Origin of the sequence: Streptomyces zaomyceticus (genome assembly GCF_014656215.1) — a bacterium.
GTDB classification, from domain to species: Bacteria; Actinomycetota; Actinomycetes; order Streptomycetales; family Streptomycetaceae; genus Streptomyces; species Streptomyces zaomyceticus.
On the sequence record NZ_BNBZ01000038.1, the window covers coordinates 1 to 15958 of the forward strand.

Here is a 15958-nt window from a genome sequence, read left to right on the forward strand (position 1 = left end):
GCAACGGCCCGATCACTTCCCATGCCTGATCAGTCAGTTCATGACGTCGCACCACGAACGGAGTAACGACCGATCGACATTGCGGACACGCCCTAGGTCGTCTCGTGCGGGTCGGGGTCCGGAACCGACGGCCCCTTCGTCTCCAGGTAGTGGCTCAGGGGCGGCTCCTGCGCCAGCACCGCTCCGATGGTGAACGCGAAGGTGATCGCCGCGCACACGACGATCAGCCAGGACAGCAGCGTCAGGACGAGGCCGAGGGATCCGTACTCGGCCAGCGCCCTGTTGAGGGCGTTGGGCATGTACAGCCGCGCGGTCAGCCCCAGCGCGCTGGTGGCGACCGCGGCCAGGACCGCGCCGGGCACGAGAAGCCGCCAGGGAACGCGGCCGACGAGCAGCAGATGCTGCGTCCACAGCCAGACCCCCGTACTGACCAGGAAGTAGAGGGGTACGCCGAGCCACAGACCGGCTCCGAAGCCGTTGCGCAGGGGACCCTGGAGCAGGACGGCGAGGACCAGCACCATCAGCCACACCACCCAACGCCAGACCGCGACCCTCGTCCTGGACTTGGGCAGCGCCCAGGCGCGTTCGCAGATCCGGGCCATGGCCCGGCTGAAGCTGGTCGCCGAGACCAGTGCGACGACCAGGCCGACCGCACCCGTCGTCTCCCGCAACTCGGCGTCGGCGGAGTCGCCCAGGATCTGTTGCAGCTCGACGTCGGAACGGCCGCTCAGGCCGAACATCGCCCGCAGGGAGTCGCGCAGCTGATCCCGTACCGACTGCGGTGCGAACGCCGCGACGGCGAAGAGGAGCGGCACGGCGGCGAGGAACGCCTGGGCCGCCAACCGGGTCCCGCCGTCCAGCAGGTTCCCGCCCAGCAGCCGGTTGGCGACCTCCGACAGCACGGGAAGCCGCGTCTCGGCCGAGGCGCGCAGCCGCCGCCACCGCGCCGCCCACGCCGCCGTCCGGCCTCTTCCCGGCATCCGCCACTACGCCTGGACATGTGCTTCGTCGTGGGTGTCCGAGGGCTCCGCCGCGAGGAACCCCATCACCGCGAAGGCGAAGAGCAGCCCCAGGGCGAGGCCGACGACGACCCAGCCGGTGGGATGGTCCCAGAGGACGTACGCGAGGACGGCGAGCGCGACCAGGATCCAGGTGATCCACTTGCGGTGGCGCCGGACGAACGGGCCGACCGGGCCGGTACGCAGACCGGCCGAGTCCGCGGCGCTGCGGGTCGCGGCGATACCGGAGTTCCACATGCGGCGGGTGACGACGGCGGGGCGGCTGGGTCCGGCGAGCCAGGCGGCGAGGGCGAGCACCAGACCGAGGACGACGACCATGCGGACCGTGGTGCGCAGGAAGTGGATCAGCGCGTCGTAGACCGACGCGGCCGCGGCCTGGGAGACGGTGTCGGGCAGGGCGTTGAGGTAGACCGTGCGGAACACGGTCAGGCAGATGCCGAGGAACAGGGCCCCGGCGGCGACGCCGAGCGCCGAGGCGATCAGGACGCGGCGGCGATGGGCGGAGAGCAGCACTCCCGCGGCCACCAGCAGGACGGCGATGACGGGCAGCCACAGTCCCATCACCTGCAGCAGGCGGAAGCCGGTCTTGACCTTGCCGATGTCGTCGGACCTGACGACGGTGAAGTCGGTGTGGATCTCGGGGATCTTGGCTGCGACGGTGAGCCCGGAGTCGACGAGCCGTTGCTTGACCCGCTCGATCACGGGCGCGAGGTCGACCGTGACGGTGTCGTTGTTGATCTGTACGGCTCCCTCGCCGCTTCCCGTGAGTGCGCGGACGAGCGAGGTGTGGATCGCGCGGTTGGCCTCGGTCCAGATCGTTTCGAAGCCGTCGGAGGCGACGACCTCCTCCGTCTTGTCGTGGACGAAGCTGCTGACCGCGCTCTCCAGCGACCCGCCGAGCCGGCCCAGCGCCTTGGCCAGCAGGGGACGCTGCTCGGGTGCGACCCCCTCGAGGAGGCTCTCCAGGTCGAGGTGCTCCATGACCGCGCCGGTCACCCGGTTGGCGACCGCGGCCTGGACGTCCTCGTCGGAGGCGAGCGGGGCGACCGTGGCGACGTACCGGTCGGTGTCGCCGACGATGTCGGAGGTCCAGGCGGCGACGATGCCCAGCGGGACGAGGAGGCAGCCGATCACGATGAGGACGGCGGCCAGGAACGACCTGGCGCGGTGGCGCGGGGCGGGGCGGACCGCGGCCTCCGCTTCCAGGGCGGCGACCCGGGCGCGCAGCGCGGCCAGTTCGTTGGGGTTCTCGTCCTCCGGCACGGGGGCCTCCTCGCGGTTGTGCTCCAGAGAAACCCGCCCGGGCGGTTCCGGCCAGGCGGGCGGGAGCAAACGGGTGGAGGCAGGACGCGGTGGTCCCCTCCGGATGTTTCCTCCGGCCCGGGCACCCGGCTCGCAAGGAGGGACAAAAGCGCCGATAATTCTCATCAGCTGCGTCTCATCAGCTGATCGACGCACACCCGACGGAGGCGACGATGGACGACTATCCCTTGCTGGACGTCTTCTGGACGATGCTCTGGTTCTTCCTGTGGGTCATGTGGTTCTTCCTGCTGTTCAGGATCGTCACCGACATCTTCCGGGACGACGAGATGAGCGGCTGGGGCAAGGCCGGCTGGCTGATCTTCTGCATCCTGCTGCCGTTCCTCGGCGTCCTCGTCTACGTCATCGCCCGCGGCAAGGGCATGACCAAGCGGGACATGAGCCGGGCCCAGGCGTCCGAGGCCGCCTTCCAGGACTACATCCGCAAGACGGCGGGAACGGGCACCGACGGCGGTACGACCGGCAGCACCGAGCAGCTCGCCAAACTCGCCGAGCTGAAGGACAAGGGCGCGCTCACCGAGGAGGAGTTCCAGCGGGCCAAGACGAGGCTGCTGGCCTCCTGACAGGCGCCCGGCCTCACGGCGGGCGCCCGCCCTCCCGGAAGGCGCCCGGCCTTCCGGCAGGCGCCCGGCCTTCCGGCAGGCGCCCGGCCGATCAGCCGGATCCAGGAGCGGCGTCCTCGCCCGCGGCGGTACCACCCGGCCCGCGGACGGGTGAGGACCGACTCCTCCCAGGAGGGCCGCATGGACAATCGCACACGGGGCACCCCGGACGGGCCGCCGCCCGGCGACGCCCACCCCGGCAACGCCGGCCGACTGGCCCGCACGCTGCCCGTGGCGCTCCTGGCGATCGGCTTGGCCTTCCAGTTCAGCTCCCCGAGGGAACTGACCGGCACGCCGTTCTTCGCCGCGGCTCCCCTGATCTCGGCGCCCCTCTTCACCTGGGTGGCCACCGTGCTCTTCGGCGGCGTCGGGCTGGTCGCCCTCGGCGCGCAGTACGCGATCACCGGGCACATGGGCGGTGTCACCGCGATCCACGGCCTGGTCACGGAGCTGGCCACCCTCGCCTTCGTCACCGCCATCGCGGTCCTCCTCAACCGTGTCGTGCACCGCGAGCGGACCCGTCTCGCCTCGGCGCGGGGCGTCGCCGAGGCGGCGCAGCGGGCCGTGCTCCCGATGCCCGGACGGCGCGTGGGCAGCCTGAGGCTGGGCGCCCGCTACGAGGCCGCGCAGCGGGACACCCTCGTCGGCGGGGATCTCTACGCCGCCCTCTCGACCCCGCACGGGGTACGACTCCTCATCGGCGACGTCCGCGGCAAGGGGCTGGGGGCGATCGAGACGGTCTCCGTCATCCTCGGCGCGTTCTGGGAGGCGGCGGACCGGGAGCACTCCCTCGACGGGGTGGCGGGCAGCCTGGAACACGCCCTGGCACGCGAGGGGACGCGCCGCACGGGCCTGGACGACACGGAGGGCTTCACCACCTGCGCCCTCGTGGAGATCCCCCCGGGACACGAGGAGTTGCGCGTACTGAACCGGGGGCATCCCGAGCCGCTCCTGCTCCACCGGGACGGGACGGTCGACCGGCTGACGCCGCGGGCCTTCTCCCTCCCCCTGGGGCTCGGGGAACTCGCCCCCGGTCCTGGCGAGGTGACGACGCGTGCGTTCCCGCCCGAGTCCATGCTGCTGCTCTACACGGACGGGCTGTCCGAGGCACGGAACGCCGAGGACGTCTTCTACGACCCGGCCGCCCACCTGAGCGGCCGGACCTTCGCGTCACCGGACCGCCTTCTCGACGCGCTCGTGGCCGATGTCCGCCGGTTCACCGTCGGTCCGCGTTCCGACGACATGGCCCTGCTCGCCGTCCGCCGCCCCTTGAGTCGACCGGGCGACCATACCGGTCGATAATGGAACGCATGGCCAGGAATACGACGAAGAAGCCGCACGACCCGTCGACCTTGACGGTCAAGGGACGCGACATGCGTCTGCGGACGATCGGATTCGTGGTTCTCGCCGCGCTGGCCATCTGGTTCATCGCGGCCAACACCGGTTCGGTCACCGTCCGACTGTGGATTCCGAACGTCACGCTCCCGCTCTGGATCGTCCTCACCGTGACCCTCCTCGTCGGCATCGTCCTCGGCCTCTTCATCGCCCGGCGCCGCGCACGGCGGTGAACGCGTGCCGGCCGGGCCGTACCGGTGTCTGGCGTGAAGGTCTGAACGGTGATTCACTGCTTCCATGGCATACCGCAAGACGCCTGCCGAGCTGGAACGGCTCAGCAGCGCACGGGAGCATCTGATCCAGCAGGCCACCGATGTCGTGGCCGAGGTGGGCTGGGCGCAGGCCTCGGTGAACGCCGTCGCGGCCGCGGCCGGCATCGCGGCCGGCTCCGTGTACCAGCACTTCCCCTCCAAGGCCGCGCTGGCCGTCGAGGTCTTCCGGCGTGCCTCCGGCCGTGAGGTCGAGGTCCTGGGCGAGGTGCTGCGCAGCCCGGGCGACCCCGTGGAGCGGCTCACGCGCGGAGTCGAGGTGTTCGCCCGGCGGTCCTTCGAACGCCGGGGTCTGGCCTACGCCCTGCTCGCGGCGCCCGCCGAGCCCGCGGTGGGCGCCGAACGCCTGGAGTACCGGCGCCAGTACCGGGCGCTGTTCGCCGAGGTCGTGAGGGAGGGCGTGGCGGCCGGCGTCCTGCCGGCGCAGAACCCCGAGATCACCGCCGCCGCCCTGACCGGCGCCGTCGGCGAGGTGCTGGCGGACCCGCTGGGCGCCGCCGACGGCGACTTCGCCGACCCGCTGATCAGCGAACTCACCGCGATGTCGCTGCGCTGCCTGGGCGCGGCGCGGGGATCGACGGGCTGACCGGACCGACCGGGCCGACCTGACGCGCGCGGACCACGACCGCACCACCCTCCGACCGCTCCACCGCGACGACGCCGAAGGACACCATCATGACCACCACCGCCGGAAACCGTCCGGTCAGCAATCCCACCGCGCGCACCCACGAGGTGACGAACCAGACTCCCCCGCTGGTCGGTCACGACGTCGCCGACGACCCGGTGCTGCTGGAGGGCGTACGCCGTGAAGGCGCCGAGTGGTACCTCGACGACCTGCACCGGGTCGGCCGTCGCACCGGCAGCGAGGAGGTCCAGCGCTGGGCCGAGGAGGCCAACCGCCACGAGCCCGAGCTGCGGACCCACGACCGCTACGGCAACCGCGTCGACGAGGTCGACTTCCACCCCTCGTACCACTCGCTGATGAACGTCGCGATCAGCGAGGGCCTGGCCGGCGCGCCCTGGGCGGACGAGCGCCCCGGGGCGCATGTGGCGCGCGCGGCGGGCTTCATGGTGTGGAGCTCGGCCGAGGCGGGGCACGGCTGCCCGGTGTCGATGACGTACGCCGCGGTGCCCGCGCTGCGCAACTCCCCCGAGCTGGCCGCGGAGTACGAGCCGCTGCTGACCAGCAGGGTGTACGACCCGGGGCTGCGGGCGCCGGGCGGCAAGCGCGGAATCCTCGCGGGGATGGGCATGACGGAGAAGCAGGGCGGCACCGACGTCCGCACCAACACCACGTCGGCGGTCGAGGCCGCCGACGGCAGCTGGCGGCTGCGCGGCCACAAGTGGTTCACCAGCGCCCCGATGAACGACCTCTTCCTCGTCCTGGCCCAGGCCCCGGGCGGTCTGTCCTGCTTCCTCGTCCCGCGCGTGCTGCCCGACGGAAGCCGCAACACGTTCCGTATCCAGCGACTCAAGGACAAGCTCGGCAACCGCTCCAACGCGAGCAGCGAGCCCGAGTTCGACGACACCGTGGCCTGGCTGGTCGGTGACGAGGGGAAGGGCGTGCGGACGATCATCGACATGGTCACCATGACCCGCCTGGACTGCATCCTGGGTTCCGCCTCCGGTACGCGCGCCGCGCTCGCGCAGGCCGCTCACCACGCCCGCCACCGCTCGGTGTTCGGTGCCGAGCTCATCGACCAGCCACTGATGCGCAACGTCCTGGCGGACCTGGCCCTGGAGTCGGAGGCCGCCACCACGCTGGCCCTGCGGGTCGCGGGCGCGACCGACCGCGCCCAGCGCGGCGACGCCGGCGAGCGGGCGTTCCTCCGGCTGGCCACGGCGGTCGGCAAGTACTGGGTGTGCAAGCGCCAGCCGTCGGCCGTGGCCGAGGCCCTGGAGTGCCTGGGCGGCAACGGGTACGACGAGGCGTCCGGCATGCCGCGGCTGTACCGGGAGGCCCCGCTGAACGGCATCTGGGAGGGCTCGGGCAACGTCAACGCCCTGGACGTGCTGCGCGCGTTGGGCCGTGAACCGGAGTCCCTGGAGGCCTTCCGCGCCGAAGTCGAGGCGGCGGCGGGCGCGGACGCCCGACTGGACGCCGCGTGGCGGGAGGTACGGGGCGAGCTGGCGCGGCCGGAGGACGCCGAGCTGCGCGCCCGCCGTCTGGTCGAGCGTCTCGCGCTCGTCCTGCAGGGCTCTCTGCTCGTTCGCCACGCCCCCGCCCCGGTGGCGGACGCCTTCTGCGCGTCGCGGCTGGCCGGCGACCGGGGTCTGGCCTTCGGCACACTGCCGGCGGGTACGGACCTCGCGGGCGTCCTGGAACGGCTTCCGGCCGGGCTGTAGGCACGGTCCGGAGCGGTCCGGCTGTGGAGGCGCGCGTCTCCGGGGCCCATGCGTGTCGGCGTACCGTGTCCGGGCTCGTACGGCCGGCGAGCAGTCGCAGAGGAGTTCCGCGCAGGCGCGGCCGTAGGCGGCGGGGCGCAGATCGAAGGCGGTGACGGACGGATCGCCGCCTACGGGCCGCGGCGCCGTCGGCGCAGGAGGCGCCGAGGAAGCCCCGCCCCACGGTCCGCCCGAGCGCGGCGGCCGCGTGGAGGACGCCCGGGGCCGCGCCGTCGGGGGCTCGGACGGCGGCGTCGATCTCCGGGTCCGCGGCGAGGAGGGCGAGGGTGGCCTGCTCGGCCTCGTGCGCGGTGGCAGCGAAGGCGGCGGTGCGGATCTCCACCGGAACCCCGTGGGTGCGGCCCCAGGTTCCGGCGGCGGCGGGCAGGGCGGCGGCCCGGCCGAGGTGTCGGCGGGGGCGACCGTGTCGCGGTCTGGGGGGCAGGTGCAGGCCGATCGCCCCGGCGCCGGCGCGGCGCAGCCGCTGCGCCGGTCCGCGACCCGAACGGCTCGGCACCCGGGCCGTGTAGGCCGCCCGGGCTGTCCGGACCGTCAGTGCTGCCCGGGCCGCCCAGGCCGTTGCGCAGGGGGCGTTCGGAGAGCCGTTCTCCCCCTGTGCGCCGCGCGACCGCTCTTGGCATGATCACTCGATGCATCGTGAGGACGATCCCCAGGAACAGGTGAAGCGGTTCCTCCGCGCGGCCGAGGACGGCGACGCGGCTCTCGTCGCCGAGCTCCTCGTCGCCGGCGTCGCACCGGACGCGCACGAGGGGCGCCGGCCCACGGCTCTGGAGACGGCGGTCGACGCGGGCCACGCGGAGGTGGTCTCCGTGCTCCTCGACGCGGGCGCCGACCCCCACCAGTACACCGGCGAGTACGAGGAACTCACGCCGCTCTGCCAAGCGGTGTCGTGGGGGCACACCGACGTCATGAGGCTTCTCCTCGCCGCCGGAGCCGCCACGGGCATCCAGTCCCGGCACGCGCACCTGCTCCCCCTCGTCATCGCCGCGACCACCACCGCGACCGAGGACCGGGCTCCCCTCATCGACGTGCTCCTGGAATTCGGCGCGGACCTGGAGGACCGCTCGATGAGGGGCGAGACCGCTCTCGAATGGGTGGCCGGCACTCCCGACCCCGACACGGTCCGCCATCTGCTCGCCCGCGGCGCCGCCCCGACTCCGCGATGCGTCTCGCGGGCCCGCTCCGGCGCCCGGAGCCGTCCGGAGAACGCCGGCGTCTTCAAGGAGATCGAGGACATCGTCCTCCGCGCCGCGTTCGCGAGACGCTGAACGACGAGGTCGCCACCCCGGCTTCCGCCGACGTCGGCCCCCACGGCCGCGTGAGGGTCGCCGTCCCGGTGCGGGCCTGCGCTACTCCTCGACCTCCGTGCGGTACACACGCAGCCCCCGACCCAGGTAGTTGGCCAGCGCGCTCGGGTGGTCGTGGGAGTTGGTGTGCAGCCACACCCTGCGGACTGCCTCCGCCCCCAGCGGTTCGGTCGCCCAGGCCTGGCGCAGCGCCAGCGTCAGGGCATGCCCGCCGAGTCCCCTGCCGATGTATTCCGGCAGCAGCCCGAACGTGCGGATCTCCACGTCGCCGCCGGGACACGGTTCCAGCGCGGTGACCCCGGCCGTCTCGCCCGCCAGTGCGAACAGCCAGTACTGGCGGAGCGGATGCTCCCGCGCCAGTTCGTCCCATTCGTGGTCGGAGCGCGACGAACTGCGCCACCCGTGGGCCGCTCCGACCCGGGCCTGCACCGAACGCACCAGCGCCGAAAGCCCCTCTTCACGCCGCAGGTCCAGCGAGGGCACGTCCCTCCCCGGCCTCAGCTCACCGCGGTCGGTCATCTCCAGATACGTGACGGTCTTGGCCATACCGGCACGTTAGCGGGAGCCCCCACCGCCCATGCCGCGGGAGTTCCGCTCGTCGTCGACGAGGCGTGGGGGTCCCATTTCGGCTTCCACCCCGCGCTTCCCTCCGGGGCGCTCTCGTCGGGCGCGGATCTCGTGACGTCGAGTACGCACAAGCTGGGCGGCGCCCTCACGCAGTCGGCGATGCTGCACCTGGCCGACGGGCCGTTCGCGGACCGGCTGGAACCGCTCGTGGAGCGGGCGTTCCGGCTGGTGCAGTCGACCAGCGCCAGCTCCCTGCTGACCGCCTCGCTGGACCTGGCGCGCAGGAGTCTGGTCACGGAGGGGGACGCGACGGCGGCCTCGGTCGAGGCCGCGGACGCGGTGCGGCGCGCGGTCCGTGCGGGAGGCCGCTTCAAGGTGGTGAGCGACGGGTTCCGCGCCTTCCCCGACATCGTCGGCGTCGATCCGCTGCGGATCGCCCTCGACACCCGCGTCGGCGGGATCACGGGCCACGAGGCCCGGCGGCTGCTCTTCCGCGACCATCAGGTCATGGTCGAGGTATCGACCGACGCGGCGATCGTCGCCGTGATCGGCGCGGGACGCGTCCCCGACACGGACCGGTTCGTCGACGCGCTGCACACCCTGCCCTCACCGCTCGCCGGTTCCGCCGCGGCAGGGACCGTACTGGAGCTTCCGGCCCCCGGGTCCACGCGACTCACCGCGCGCGAGGCGTTCCTGAGCCCGAGCCGGGTGGTGCCGGCGGAACAGGCCGTCGGCCGGATCTCCGCGGACACCCTCGCCGCGTACCCGCCGGGCATCCCCAACGTGTTGCCCGGCGAGGTCGTCACCGCCGAGGTCGTCGACTTCCTCCGGCGGACCGCGGCGGCGCCGAACGGCCATGTCCGAGGCGCACTCGACCCGGGCGTCACGCGCCTGCGCGTCGTCGGCTGAGGCTCAGGCCCCGCCCCGCCCCCGGCCCGGTGGGGGCCCGGCATCAGCCGAGGACCTGGACGGCGTAGAGGGCGCCGACGGCGGTGGCGAGGGTGCCGAGGAGGAGGCGCAGGAAGGTCTCGGGGAGGCGGGTCTGGAAGTGGGCTCCGAGGTAGCCGCCGAGGAGGCCGCCCAGTCCGCAGGCGATCCCCAACGGCCAGTCGGGGGCGATCGAGCCCTCGGCGGCCAGGGACAGCAGCGCGTACGTGCCCGCCCCGACGACCGAGGTCACGAACGTGGACGCGAGGGCGGCCGGAGCGACCTCGGCGACCGGCACCCCCCGTCCGGCGAGGATCGGCCCGAGGAGGGAGCCCCCGCCGATCCCGTAGATCCCGCCGACCGTGCCCACCACCAGGGCCAGACCGCCGGTCGCCCGCGCCGACAGCCCGCGGACCGGCCGCTCCCCGGCGGCCGGTCGCAGGGTCCGCGCGCACAGCCACAGGCCGAGCGGCAGGAGGAAGGCGGCGATCAGCAGACGGAAGACGGTCGGGCCGGGGATGGCGAACACCCGGACGACCGCGCCGACCACGACCCCCGGCACGGTTCCGGCGAGCAGAAGGCGGGTGAGCGGGCCGCCGAGCCTCCCGGCACGGGCATGACGGAGCAGGGCGCCGGGACCGGCGACGACGTTGTACAGGAGGTTCGTGGGTGTCACCGCGGGCGACGGCACACCCAGGACACTGACCTGCACCGGCAGCAGGAACACCGCGCCGGAGACCCCGGCGGGGGCCGTCACCACCGAGATCACCAGCCCGGCGGCGAAGCCGAGCAGACCCGAGGACCAGTTCACCGCACGACCCGTTCGAAGATCACGGGTCAAGTATCCGCAGAGGCGGCCGAGTTCGACTCGGAGGGGTACGTCGACCGCGCACACCGTCGTCCGGCCCGGCGCGGTTCACGCCGTCGTGCGATCCGACGCGGGTCACGAGGGCGGGGCCGTCCTTCCCGCGTCGGTGCCGTGTTCGCGGTCACGGCGGACGGGCCGTAGGAGCGCGGTGAGGACGACCGCCGTCAATGTGCCGGCGACGACGCCGCTGCCCAGGATCGTACGGGCCCAGGCGGGGAACCCCGCGTACAGGTCCGGGCTGAGCAGCGGCAGCAGTCCCGCGGTCAGCGCGAGCGCCGCCGTCAGGCTGCCCGGACCCGTGCCGGACAGATCGGCCCGGCGGAGCATCTCGACGCCCATCACGGCGATGACGGCGTACACGACGAGGGCCGCGCCGCCGACGACGGCCTCCGGTATGCCGGCCAGCGCGCGGGACACCGGCGTGGCCAGACCGAGGCCGACCAGCAGGACGCCCGCTCCGGCGGTCACGAAGCGGCTGCGGACTCCGGTGAGCCGGCCGATGCCGATGTTCTCCGCACTGGTCACCATGAGTGACGTGCCGAACAGGCCGCCCACCATCGAGACGAGGGCGTCGGCCCGGGCGACCCGCGGAACGTCCCGCTCGGGGGCGGGAGTCCGGCCGACGGTCTCGCTGTTGAGCACGGTCTGCCCGGTGATCTCGGCCAGGGTGGTGAGGCTGAACACGAGCAGGGGCAGGGCGGCGACCAGGTCGAACCGGGGCGACCCGAACGGCAGGAGGTCCGGCAGGGCGAAGCCGCTGCCGACCGCCGGGGCGAAGGCCCCGAGGCCGGTCGTCACCGCCACGACGGTTCCGGTGGCCATCCCGATGAGGACGGAGGTCTGGCGCCAGACTCCGCGCAGGAACACGTACGCGGCGACGGTCGCCGCCACCGTCAGCGCGGCGAGGAGCACCGCGCGCGGTTCGCCGGTGCCGTCCGGCCCGGTGACGAGCCGGGCGGCGACCCGGATCATCGCGATCCCGATGAGCAGCACGGTCACACCCATGACCAGGGGCGGGAAGAGCCGTACGACACGGGCGTACAGGGGCAGTACGGAGAGCAGCAGGGCCGCGGCCAGGAGGACGGCACCGGTGGCGGTCGGCGCCCCGTGTTCCTGGGCGATCTGGAGGAACAGCGCGGTCGCGGCGCCGCCGGGCAGCATCACGAACGGCAGACGGCCGCCGATCCGCCACACTCCGAGGGACTGGAGCAGGGCGCCCGCGCCGCACAGCAGCAGGACCGCGCTGAGCAGCGAGGCCGTGGCTCCCGGCGGCATCTTCAGGGTGCCCGCGACGAGGAAGACGGTGGAGACGGGGGCGGCGATCATCGCCAGGACGTGCTGGGCGGCCAGCGGTACGAGCCGCCGCAGCGGAACCGGCGCCTCATCGGGCTCGGTGGCTTTGACGGCTTCGGCGGAGTCTTCGGTTTCGGCGGCTCCGACGGACCGGGGCGGCGGGGCGGAGCCGGGATCGGTGTCTCGGGTGGTCGTCACGCCGTCTCCTCCAGCCACGGGATCTCGGCCGCGGAGTAACGGTAGGCGCGGAAGACGGCGTTGGGCTCGGACGGGAAGAGGCCCCGGACCTCGCTCTCGCCGTATCCGCCGAAGTGCGGGACGACGTACTCCCAGCACAGATAGCCGTCCTTCGTCACCTCGAAGAGCCGCCCGGACGGGGAGTCGGTGACGAGGGTGTTGCCGTTGGGCAGGCGCTGCGCGGAGCCCATGAACGGCGCGAAGAAGAATTCGCGGGCCGGGTCGTGGTACTCCCAGACGACGTCGCCGCCTGCCCGGTCGATCTCGACGACGCGGGAGTACGGCACGTCGTGTCCGGGGCGGAAGACGCCGTTGTCGAAGACCAGCAGCCGTCCGTCGTCCAGTTCGGTGGGCGCGTGCTGCTGGCTGACCGTGCCGGGCCGGCTGCGCCAGAGGATCTCGCCGGTGTCGCGGCCGATGACGACGACCGCCGAGACGCTGCGCAGACTGGCGAGGATGTTGCCGTCCCTCAGGGGCGTGACGCTGTTGATGAGGGGCCAGTGTTCGCGGGCGTACGCCTCGTGGAGGGCGAAGGACTCCCGGTCGAGGTGCTCGGCGGCGCGCCAGGACCAGAGGAGTTCGCCGTCGGGGCCGACCTCCCTGATGGTGTCGGCCCAGACCACGCCGTCCGCGGCTTCGGAACCGGGCACCCCGCCCCGTACCGTCGCGGCCTCGGCGCCGGTCAGGGGCTCCAGGGCGGTGTAGAGGATGCGGCCGTCGTCGAGATGGTGGGCGTCGTGGTGCTGGAGGGGGTCCCGGTGCTCCCGGAGGACGGTGCCGTCGGATGCCGCCCGGAGCATGACGCCGCCCCGGTACTTGTGCCACATGGGGAAGAGGGCCGGCTCGCCCGGGAGTACGCCGTTGTAGGCGAGGCTTCCGTCGGCGAGCAGCCGGGCGTGGCGGCCGGGCCGGTGGGGAAGGTCCCAGCGGTGCGCGGTGCGGCCCTGGATGTCGACGAGGTAGACCTCCCCGGTGCCGGTGAGCGGCGCGTAGAGGGTGTAGCCGTCGTACACGGCCGTCTCGTCGCAGGCGATGAGGCCGGTGGGGCGTCGGCGGCGTGAGTTCTGGTCGATCGGGGGCACGGCGGAACTCCAGTCGTCAGTCGTCGGTCGAGTCGTCAAAGTTTCTTTGACACCATCAATCGACTTTGACGCTAGAGCTGTTGTGTGACGGGCGTGTGTCGGCAGTGCGAAACCGTCTCCGGGTTCCCGGCGCAAGCCGCGTAAGGTGCCGTCAGGCGCCGTCGACCAGGCAGAACGACGCCGTGGGGCGGGGGAAGGACGGGACATCCATGGAGGCCGTGAACACACCCCGGGTGGGCGCCGCCGTACGCCGACGGCGACGGGCGCTCGATCTGACGCTCGCCGACGTGGCCGAACGCAGCGGCCTGTCCTCGCCGTTCCTCAGCCAGATCGAGAACGACCGGGCGCGCCCGAGCATGCGGTCCCTGCAGCGGATCGCGGACGCGCTCGGCACGACGGCGGTCCAGCTGCTCGCGGCCTCGGACGAGACGCGCACGGTCGACATGGTGCGCGCCGGTGACGACAGCGGCCTCGACCGGGAGGCACGCGTCCGGCCGGTGGTACGCGGCCGCCATCAGCTGCACGCCCTGGAGTTCGTCGGCGAGCACGAGGCGGACCGCGAGTTCCGGCACCGCAACGACGAGTTGATGTACGTGGCGGACGGCGCGGCGGAGGTGGAGGCGGACGGCCGGATCCACCGGCTGGCGCGCGGGGACACCCTGCTGCTCTCCGGCGGCGTCCGGCACCGCTGGCGCACGACCGAACCGGGCTCGCGGGTCCTGGTGGTCGCGATCGGTGATCACGTGGAGGTACTGGGGTCCTGACGCGGGCGTGGTGGCGGCACGTCAGAACCGGTCGACGGGGTGGCCAACGGGGGCGGCCGGGGTCCCGTGCGTCCTCGCACGGGACCCCGGCCGGCAGGGGTCGCACCTGCGACGCCCGACCTGCGGTGTCGCAGGCGGTGTCCTGGGCGGTGTCGTAGCGGCGGTCAGGACACCCGGTCGGCGGCGAGCCGGGCCGCCAGGGCGGGAATGCCGAGGGCCTGCTCCTGGGCGGGGGTGGCCTGGTACAGCTTGTTGGTCAGCTGGTGCGGGTCGTTCGCCAGGTCGTAGTACTCGCGGAACTTCACCTGCCCGGTGCCGGAGACCGTTCCGTTCCCGTCGGTCGTCAGGTCGTAGTACTCCGTGTACTGCTTGTCCTTGGCGACGTACGAGGACCAGGTCGGCGCCCCGCCGGTGCCCGTGCCCTGCTTCCACCACTCCACCAGCAGGTGGTCGCGGCTGTGCGAGGAGAGCAGGGACGTGCCGTCCTGCGGCGCGCTCGGGTTGATGCCCGCCGCGTCGAGGATGGTCGGCGCGATGTCGATGTTCGCGACGATGCGGTTGTCCACCGTTCCCGCGCCCAGGCCGCCGGCCGGCCAGGAGAGGAGGAACGGCACCTCGTGCGCCTGCCGGTAGGGCACGGACTTGGCGGTCCAGCCGTGGTCGCCCCAGCCGAAGCCGTTGTCGCCGATGTAGATGACGAGGGTGTTGTCGAGCTGGCCCAACTCCTGGAGCTTGTCCTTGAACGCCTGCACCGCGTCGTCGACGGAGAGCAGCGTGCGCAGCTGCTCGGCGCGGATCCGCCGGCCGTCGGCGAGGGTGCCGGTGGCGTTCTTGATGTAGGCCGGTTTGTCGCTGCGATCGTCCTCGGGGACGGAAGGCCTGCCGTTCCATGCGGGAACGGTCGTGTCGGCGTACTTGGGCTCGGGTGTGCGGGGGCCGTGGGAGGCGTAGGGGGTGACGTACGCGAACCAGGGGCGGGGGTCGTCGGCGGCCTTGTCGAGGAAGTCCAGCGTGCGGTTCCTGATGATCGTGGTGGTGTAGCCGCTGATCGTCCGGACCGTGCCGTCGACGTTCCACTGCCGGTCGACGAATCCCGGCTGGAGCAGGGCGAACTCCTCGAAGTGCGGCAGGTTGTCGGCCAGCGTCCAGGAGTTGAGGTACTTGCCGAAGAGCCCGGTGCGGTAGCCCGCCTGCTTGAGGTACTTCTGCACGGTGGTGCTCTGGTCGAGCTCGTACGAGGCCTTGTTGTTGCGCACGCCGTGGTTGTGGGCGTGCCGGCCGGAGAACACGCTGGAGCGCGAGGGCGAGCACAGCGGGGTGGTGACATGACCGTTGGTGAACCGTACGCCCTGGTCGGCGAGCCAGCCGACGGTCTTGGGCAGGGCCCACTCGGTCTGCTTGGGCTGGTCGTCGGTGACGATCAGCAGGATGTTGGGGCGGGCGGCGGCAGCGGCGGGGCCCGCTCCGGCGATCTGGGCGAGGCCGGGTACCGCGGTGGCGGCGGCGACGGCGGCGGCTCCGCCGAGGAATCCGCGGCGGCTCACCACCGGTGGGCGTCGGTTCTCACTCATGGTGTGCGTTCCTCCTGGTGCGTCGGCGTACGGGGGCACGACGGCCGGCGGCCACCGGTCGTCGGCCGGGCTGCGGGGAAAAGGGGTGCACGGCGGGACCCGGGCGAGGGCGCCGGGTGGGGATCCCGCGGGGAGGGAGGCGTTCAGCGCGCCTCGGAGACCGTACAGAGGGCGCTCGCCGCGTGCCCGTGGTCGACGTGACGACGGGCAGTGAGGATTCCTGCTGCCATGGGCACGACACTATGGTGGGCCCAACTCCGTTTCCATGTACGGAAGATGAAATGACCTGAGGCCGACTTCTCGGGGCACGGCCGGCAGCGCCGACGCCACC

The 15958-nt window shown here is 72.8% G+C and carries 15 protein-coding genes; 8 read left to right on the forward strand and 7 right to left on the reverse strand.

Features of this window, described 5'->3' with window-relative positions:
* Positions 1-92: 92 nt before the first annotated feature.
* Together IE311_RS31905 and IE311_RS31910 are read right to left on the reverse strand one after the other, a co-directional pair.
* Positions 93-980 (reverse strand): YhjD/YihY/BrkB family envelope integrity protein, encoded by an 888-nt coding sequence (locus IE311_RS31905; protein WP_189835348.1) that lies wholly within the window; start codon positions 978-980, stop codon positions 93-95.
* A gap of 6 nt (positions 981-986) precedes the next feature.
* A complete protein-coding gene (locus IE311_RS31910; RefSeq protein ID WP_229902292.1) occupies positions 987-2282 on the reverse strand; it encodes a hypothetical protein in 1296 nt (431 codons plus the stop codon).
* A 212-nt stretch (positions 2283-2494) separates the two neighbouring features.
* On the opposite strand from IE311_RS31910, the gene IE311_RS31915 reads away from it, so the two are divergent.
* The 6 genes from IE311_RS31915 (at position 2495) to IE311_RS31940 (ending at position 8279) form a co-directional block, all read left to right on the forward strand.
* Positions 2495-2902, forward strand: coding sequence for an SHOCT domain-containing protein (locus IE311_RS31915; protein ID WP_189835349.1), 408 nt, complete (start codon positions 2495-2497; stop codon positions 2900-2902).
* Between the two features lie 180 nt (positions 2903-3082).
* Positions 3083-4243 (forward strand): PP2C family protein-serine/threonine phosphatase, encoded by a 1161-nt coding sequence (locus IE311_RS31920; RefSeq protein ID WP_189835350.1) that lies wholly within the window; start codon positions 3083-3085, stop codon positions 4241-4243.
* An 8-nt stretch (positions 4244-4251) separates the two neighbouring features.
* On the forward strand, positions 4252-4509 hold the full coding sequence (locus tag IE311_RS31925) for a LapA family protein (protein WP_229902293.1): 258 nt from the start codon (positions 4252-4254) through the stop codon (positions 4507-4509).
* Positions 4510-4573: 64 nt separating this feature from the next.
* Positions 4574-5191, forward strand: a complete 618-nt coding sequence (locus tag IE311_RS31930) for a TetR family transcriptional regulator (RefSeq protein WP_189835351.1) — start codon at positions 4574-4576, stop codon at positions 5189-5191.
* 89 nt (positions 5192-5280) lie between these two features.
* On the forward strand, positions 5281-6951 hold the full coding sequence (locus IE311_RS31935; RefSeq protein ID WP_189835352.1) for an acyl-CoA dehydrogenase family protein: 1671 nt from the start codon (positions 5281-5283) through the stop codon (positions 6949-6951).
* Between the two features lie 689 nt (positions 6952-7640).
* On the forward strand, positions 7641-8279 hold the full coding sequence (locus IE311_RS31940; RefSeq protein WP_189835353.1) for an ankyrin repeat domain-containing protein: 639 nt from the start codon (positions 7641-7643) through the stop codon (positions 8277-8279).
* A gap of 81 nt (positions 8280-8360) precedes the next feature.
* Here IE311_RS31940 and IE311_RS31945 read toward each other — a convergent pair whose 3' ends face one another.
* Positions 8361-8864 carry a GNAT family N-acetyltransferase gene (locus IE311_RS31945; protein ID WP_189835354.1) on the reverse strand — a complete coding sequence of 168 codons (504 nt, stop codon included), beginning with the start codon at positions 8862-8864 and terminating at the stop codon, positions 8361-8363.
* Between IE311_RS31945 and IE311_RS31950 the strand changes: the two genes are divergently transcribed.
* Positions 8844-9794 (forward strand): Orn/Lys/Arg family decarboxylase, encoded by a 951-nt coding sequence (locus IE311_RS31950; protein WP_189835413.1) that lies wholly within the window; start codon positions 8844-8846, stop codon positions 9792-9794. The two genes, IE311_RS31945 and IE311_RS31950, sit on opposite strands and share 21 nt — an antisense overlap.
* 43 nt (positions 9795-9837) lie before the next feature.
* On the opposite strand, the gene IE311_RS31955 is transcribed toward IE311_RS31950, so the two are convergent.
* From IE311_RS31955 to IE311_RS31965, 3 genes are all read right to left on the reverse strand, one after another.
* A complete protein-coding gene (locus tag IE311_RS31955) occupies positions 9838-10623 on the reverse strand; it encodes a sulfite exporter TauE/SafE family protein (RefSeq protein WP_189835355.1) in 786 nt (261 codons plus the stop codon).
* A 132-nt stretch (positions 10624-10755) separates the two neighbouring features.
* Positions 10756-12171, reverse strand: coding sequence for a uracil-xanthine permease family protein (locus IE311_RS31960; RefSeq protein WP_229902294.1), 1416 nt, complete (start codon positions 12169-12171; stop codon positions 10756-10758).
* Positions 12168-13283 (reverse strand): aryl-sulfate sulfotransferase, encoded by a 1116-nt coding sequence (locus IE311_RS31965; protein ID WP_373314018.1) that lies wholly within the window; start codon positions 13281-13283, stop codon positions 12168-12170. Before IE311_RS31965 ends, IE311_RS31960 begins: the two co-directional genes overlap by 4 nt.
* A 218-nt stretch (positions 13284-13501) precedes the next feature.
* Here IE311_RS31965 and IE311_RS31970 point away from each other — a divergent pair, with 218 nt between their 5' ends.
* A complete protein-coding gene (locus IE311_RS31970) occupies positions 13502-14056 on the forward strand; it encodes a helix-turn-helix domain-containing protein (protein WP_189835357.1) in 555 nt (184 codons plus the stop codon).
* Positions 14057-14220: 164 nt separating this feature from the next.
* Here the strand turns inward: IE311_RS31970 and IE311_RS31975 are convergent, their stop codons facing one another.
* Positions 14221-15627, reverse strand: coding sequence for a sulfatase family protein (locus tag IE311_RS31975; protein ID WP_189835358.1), 1407 nt, complete (start codon positions 15625-15627; stop codon positions 14221-14223).
* Positions 15628-15958 lie beyond the last annotated feature (331 nt).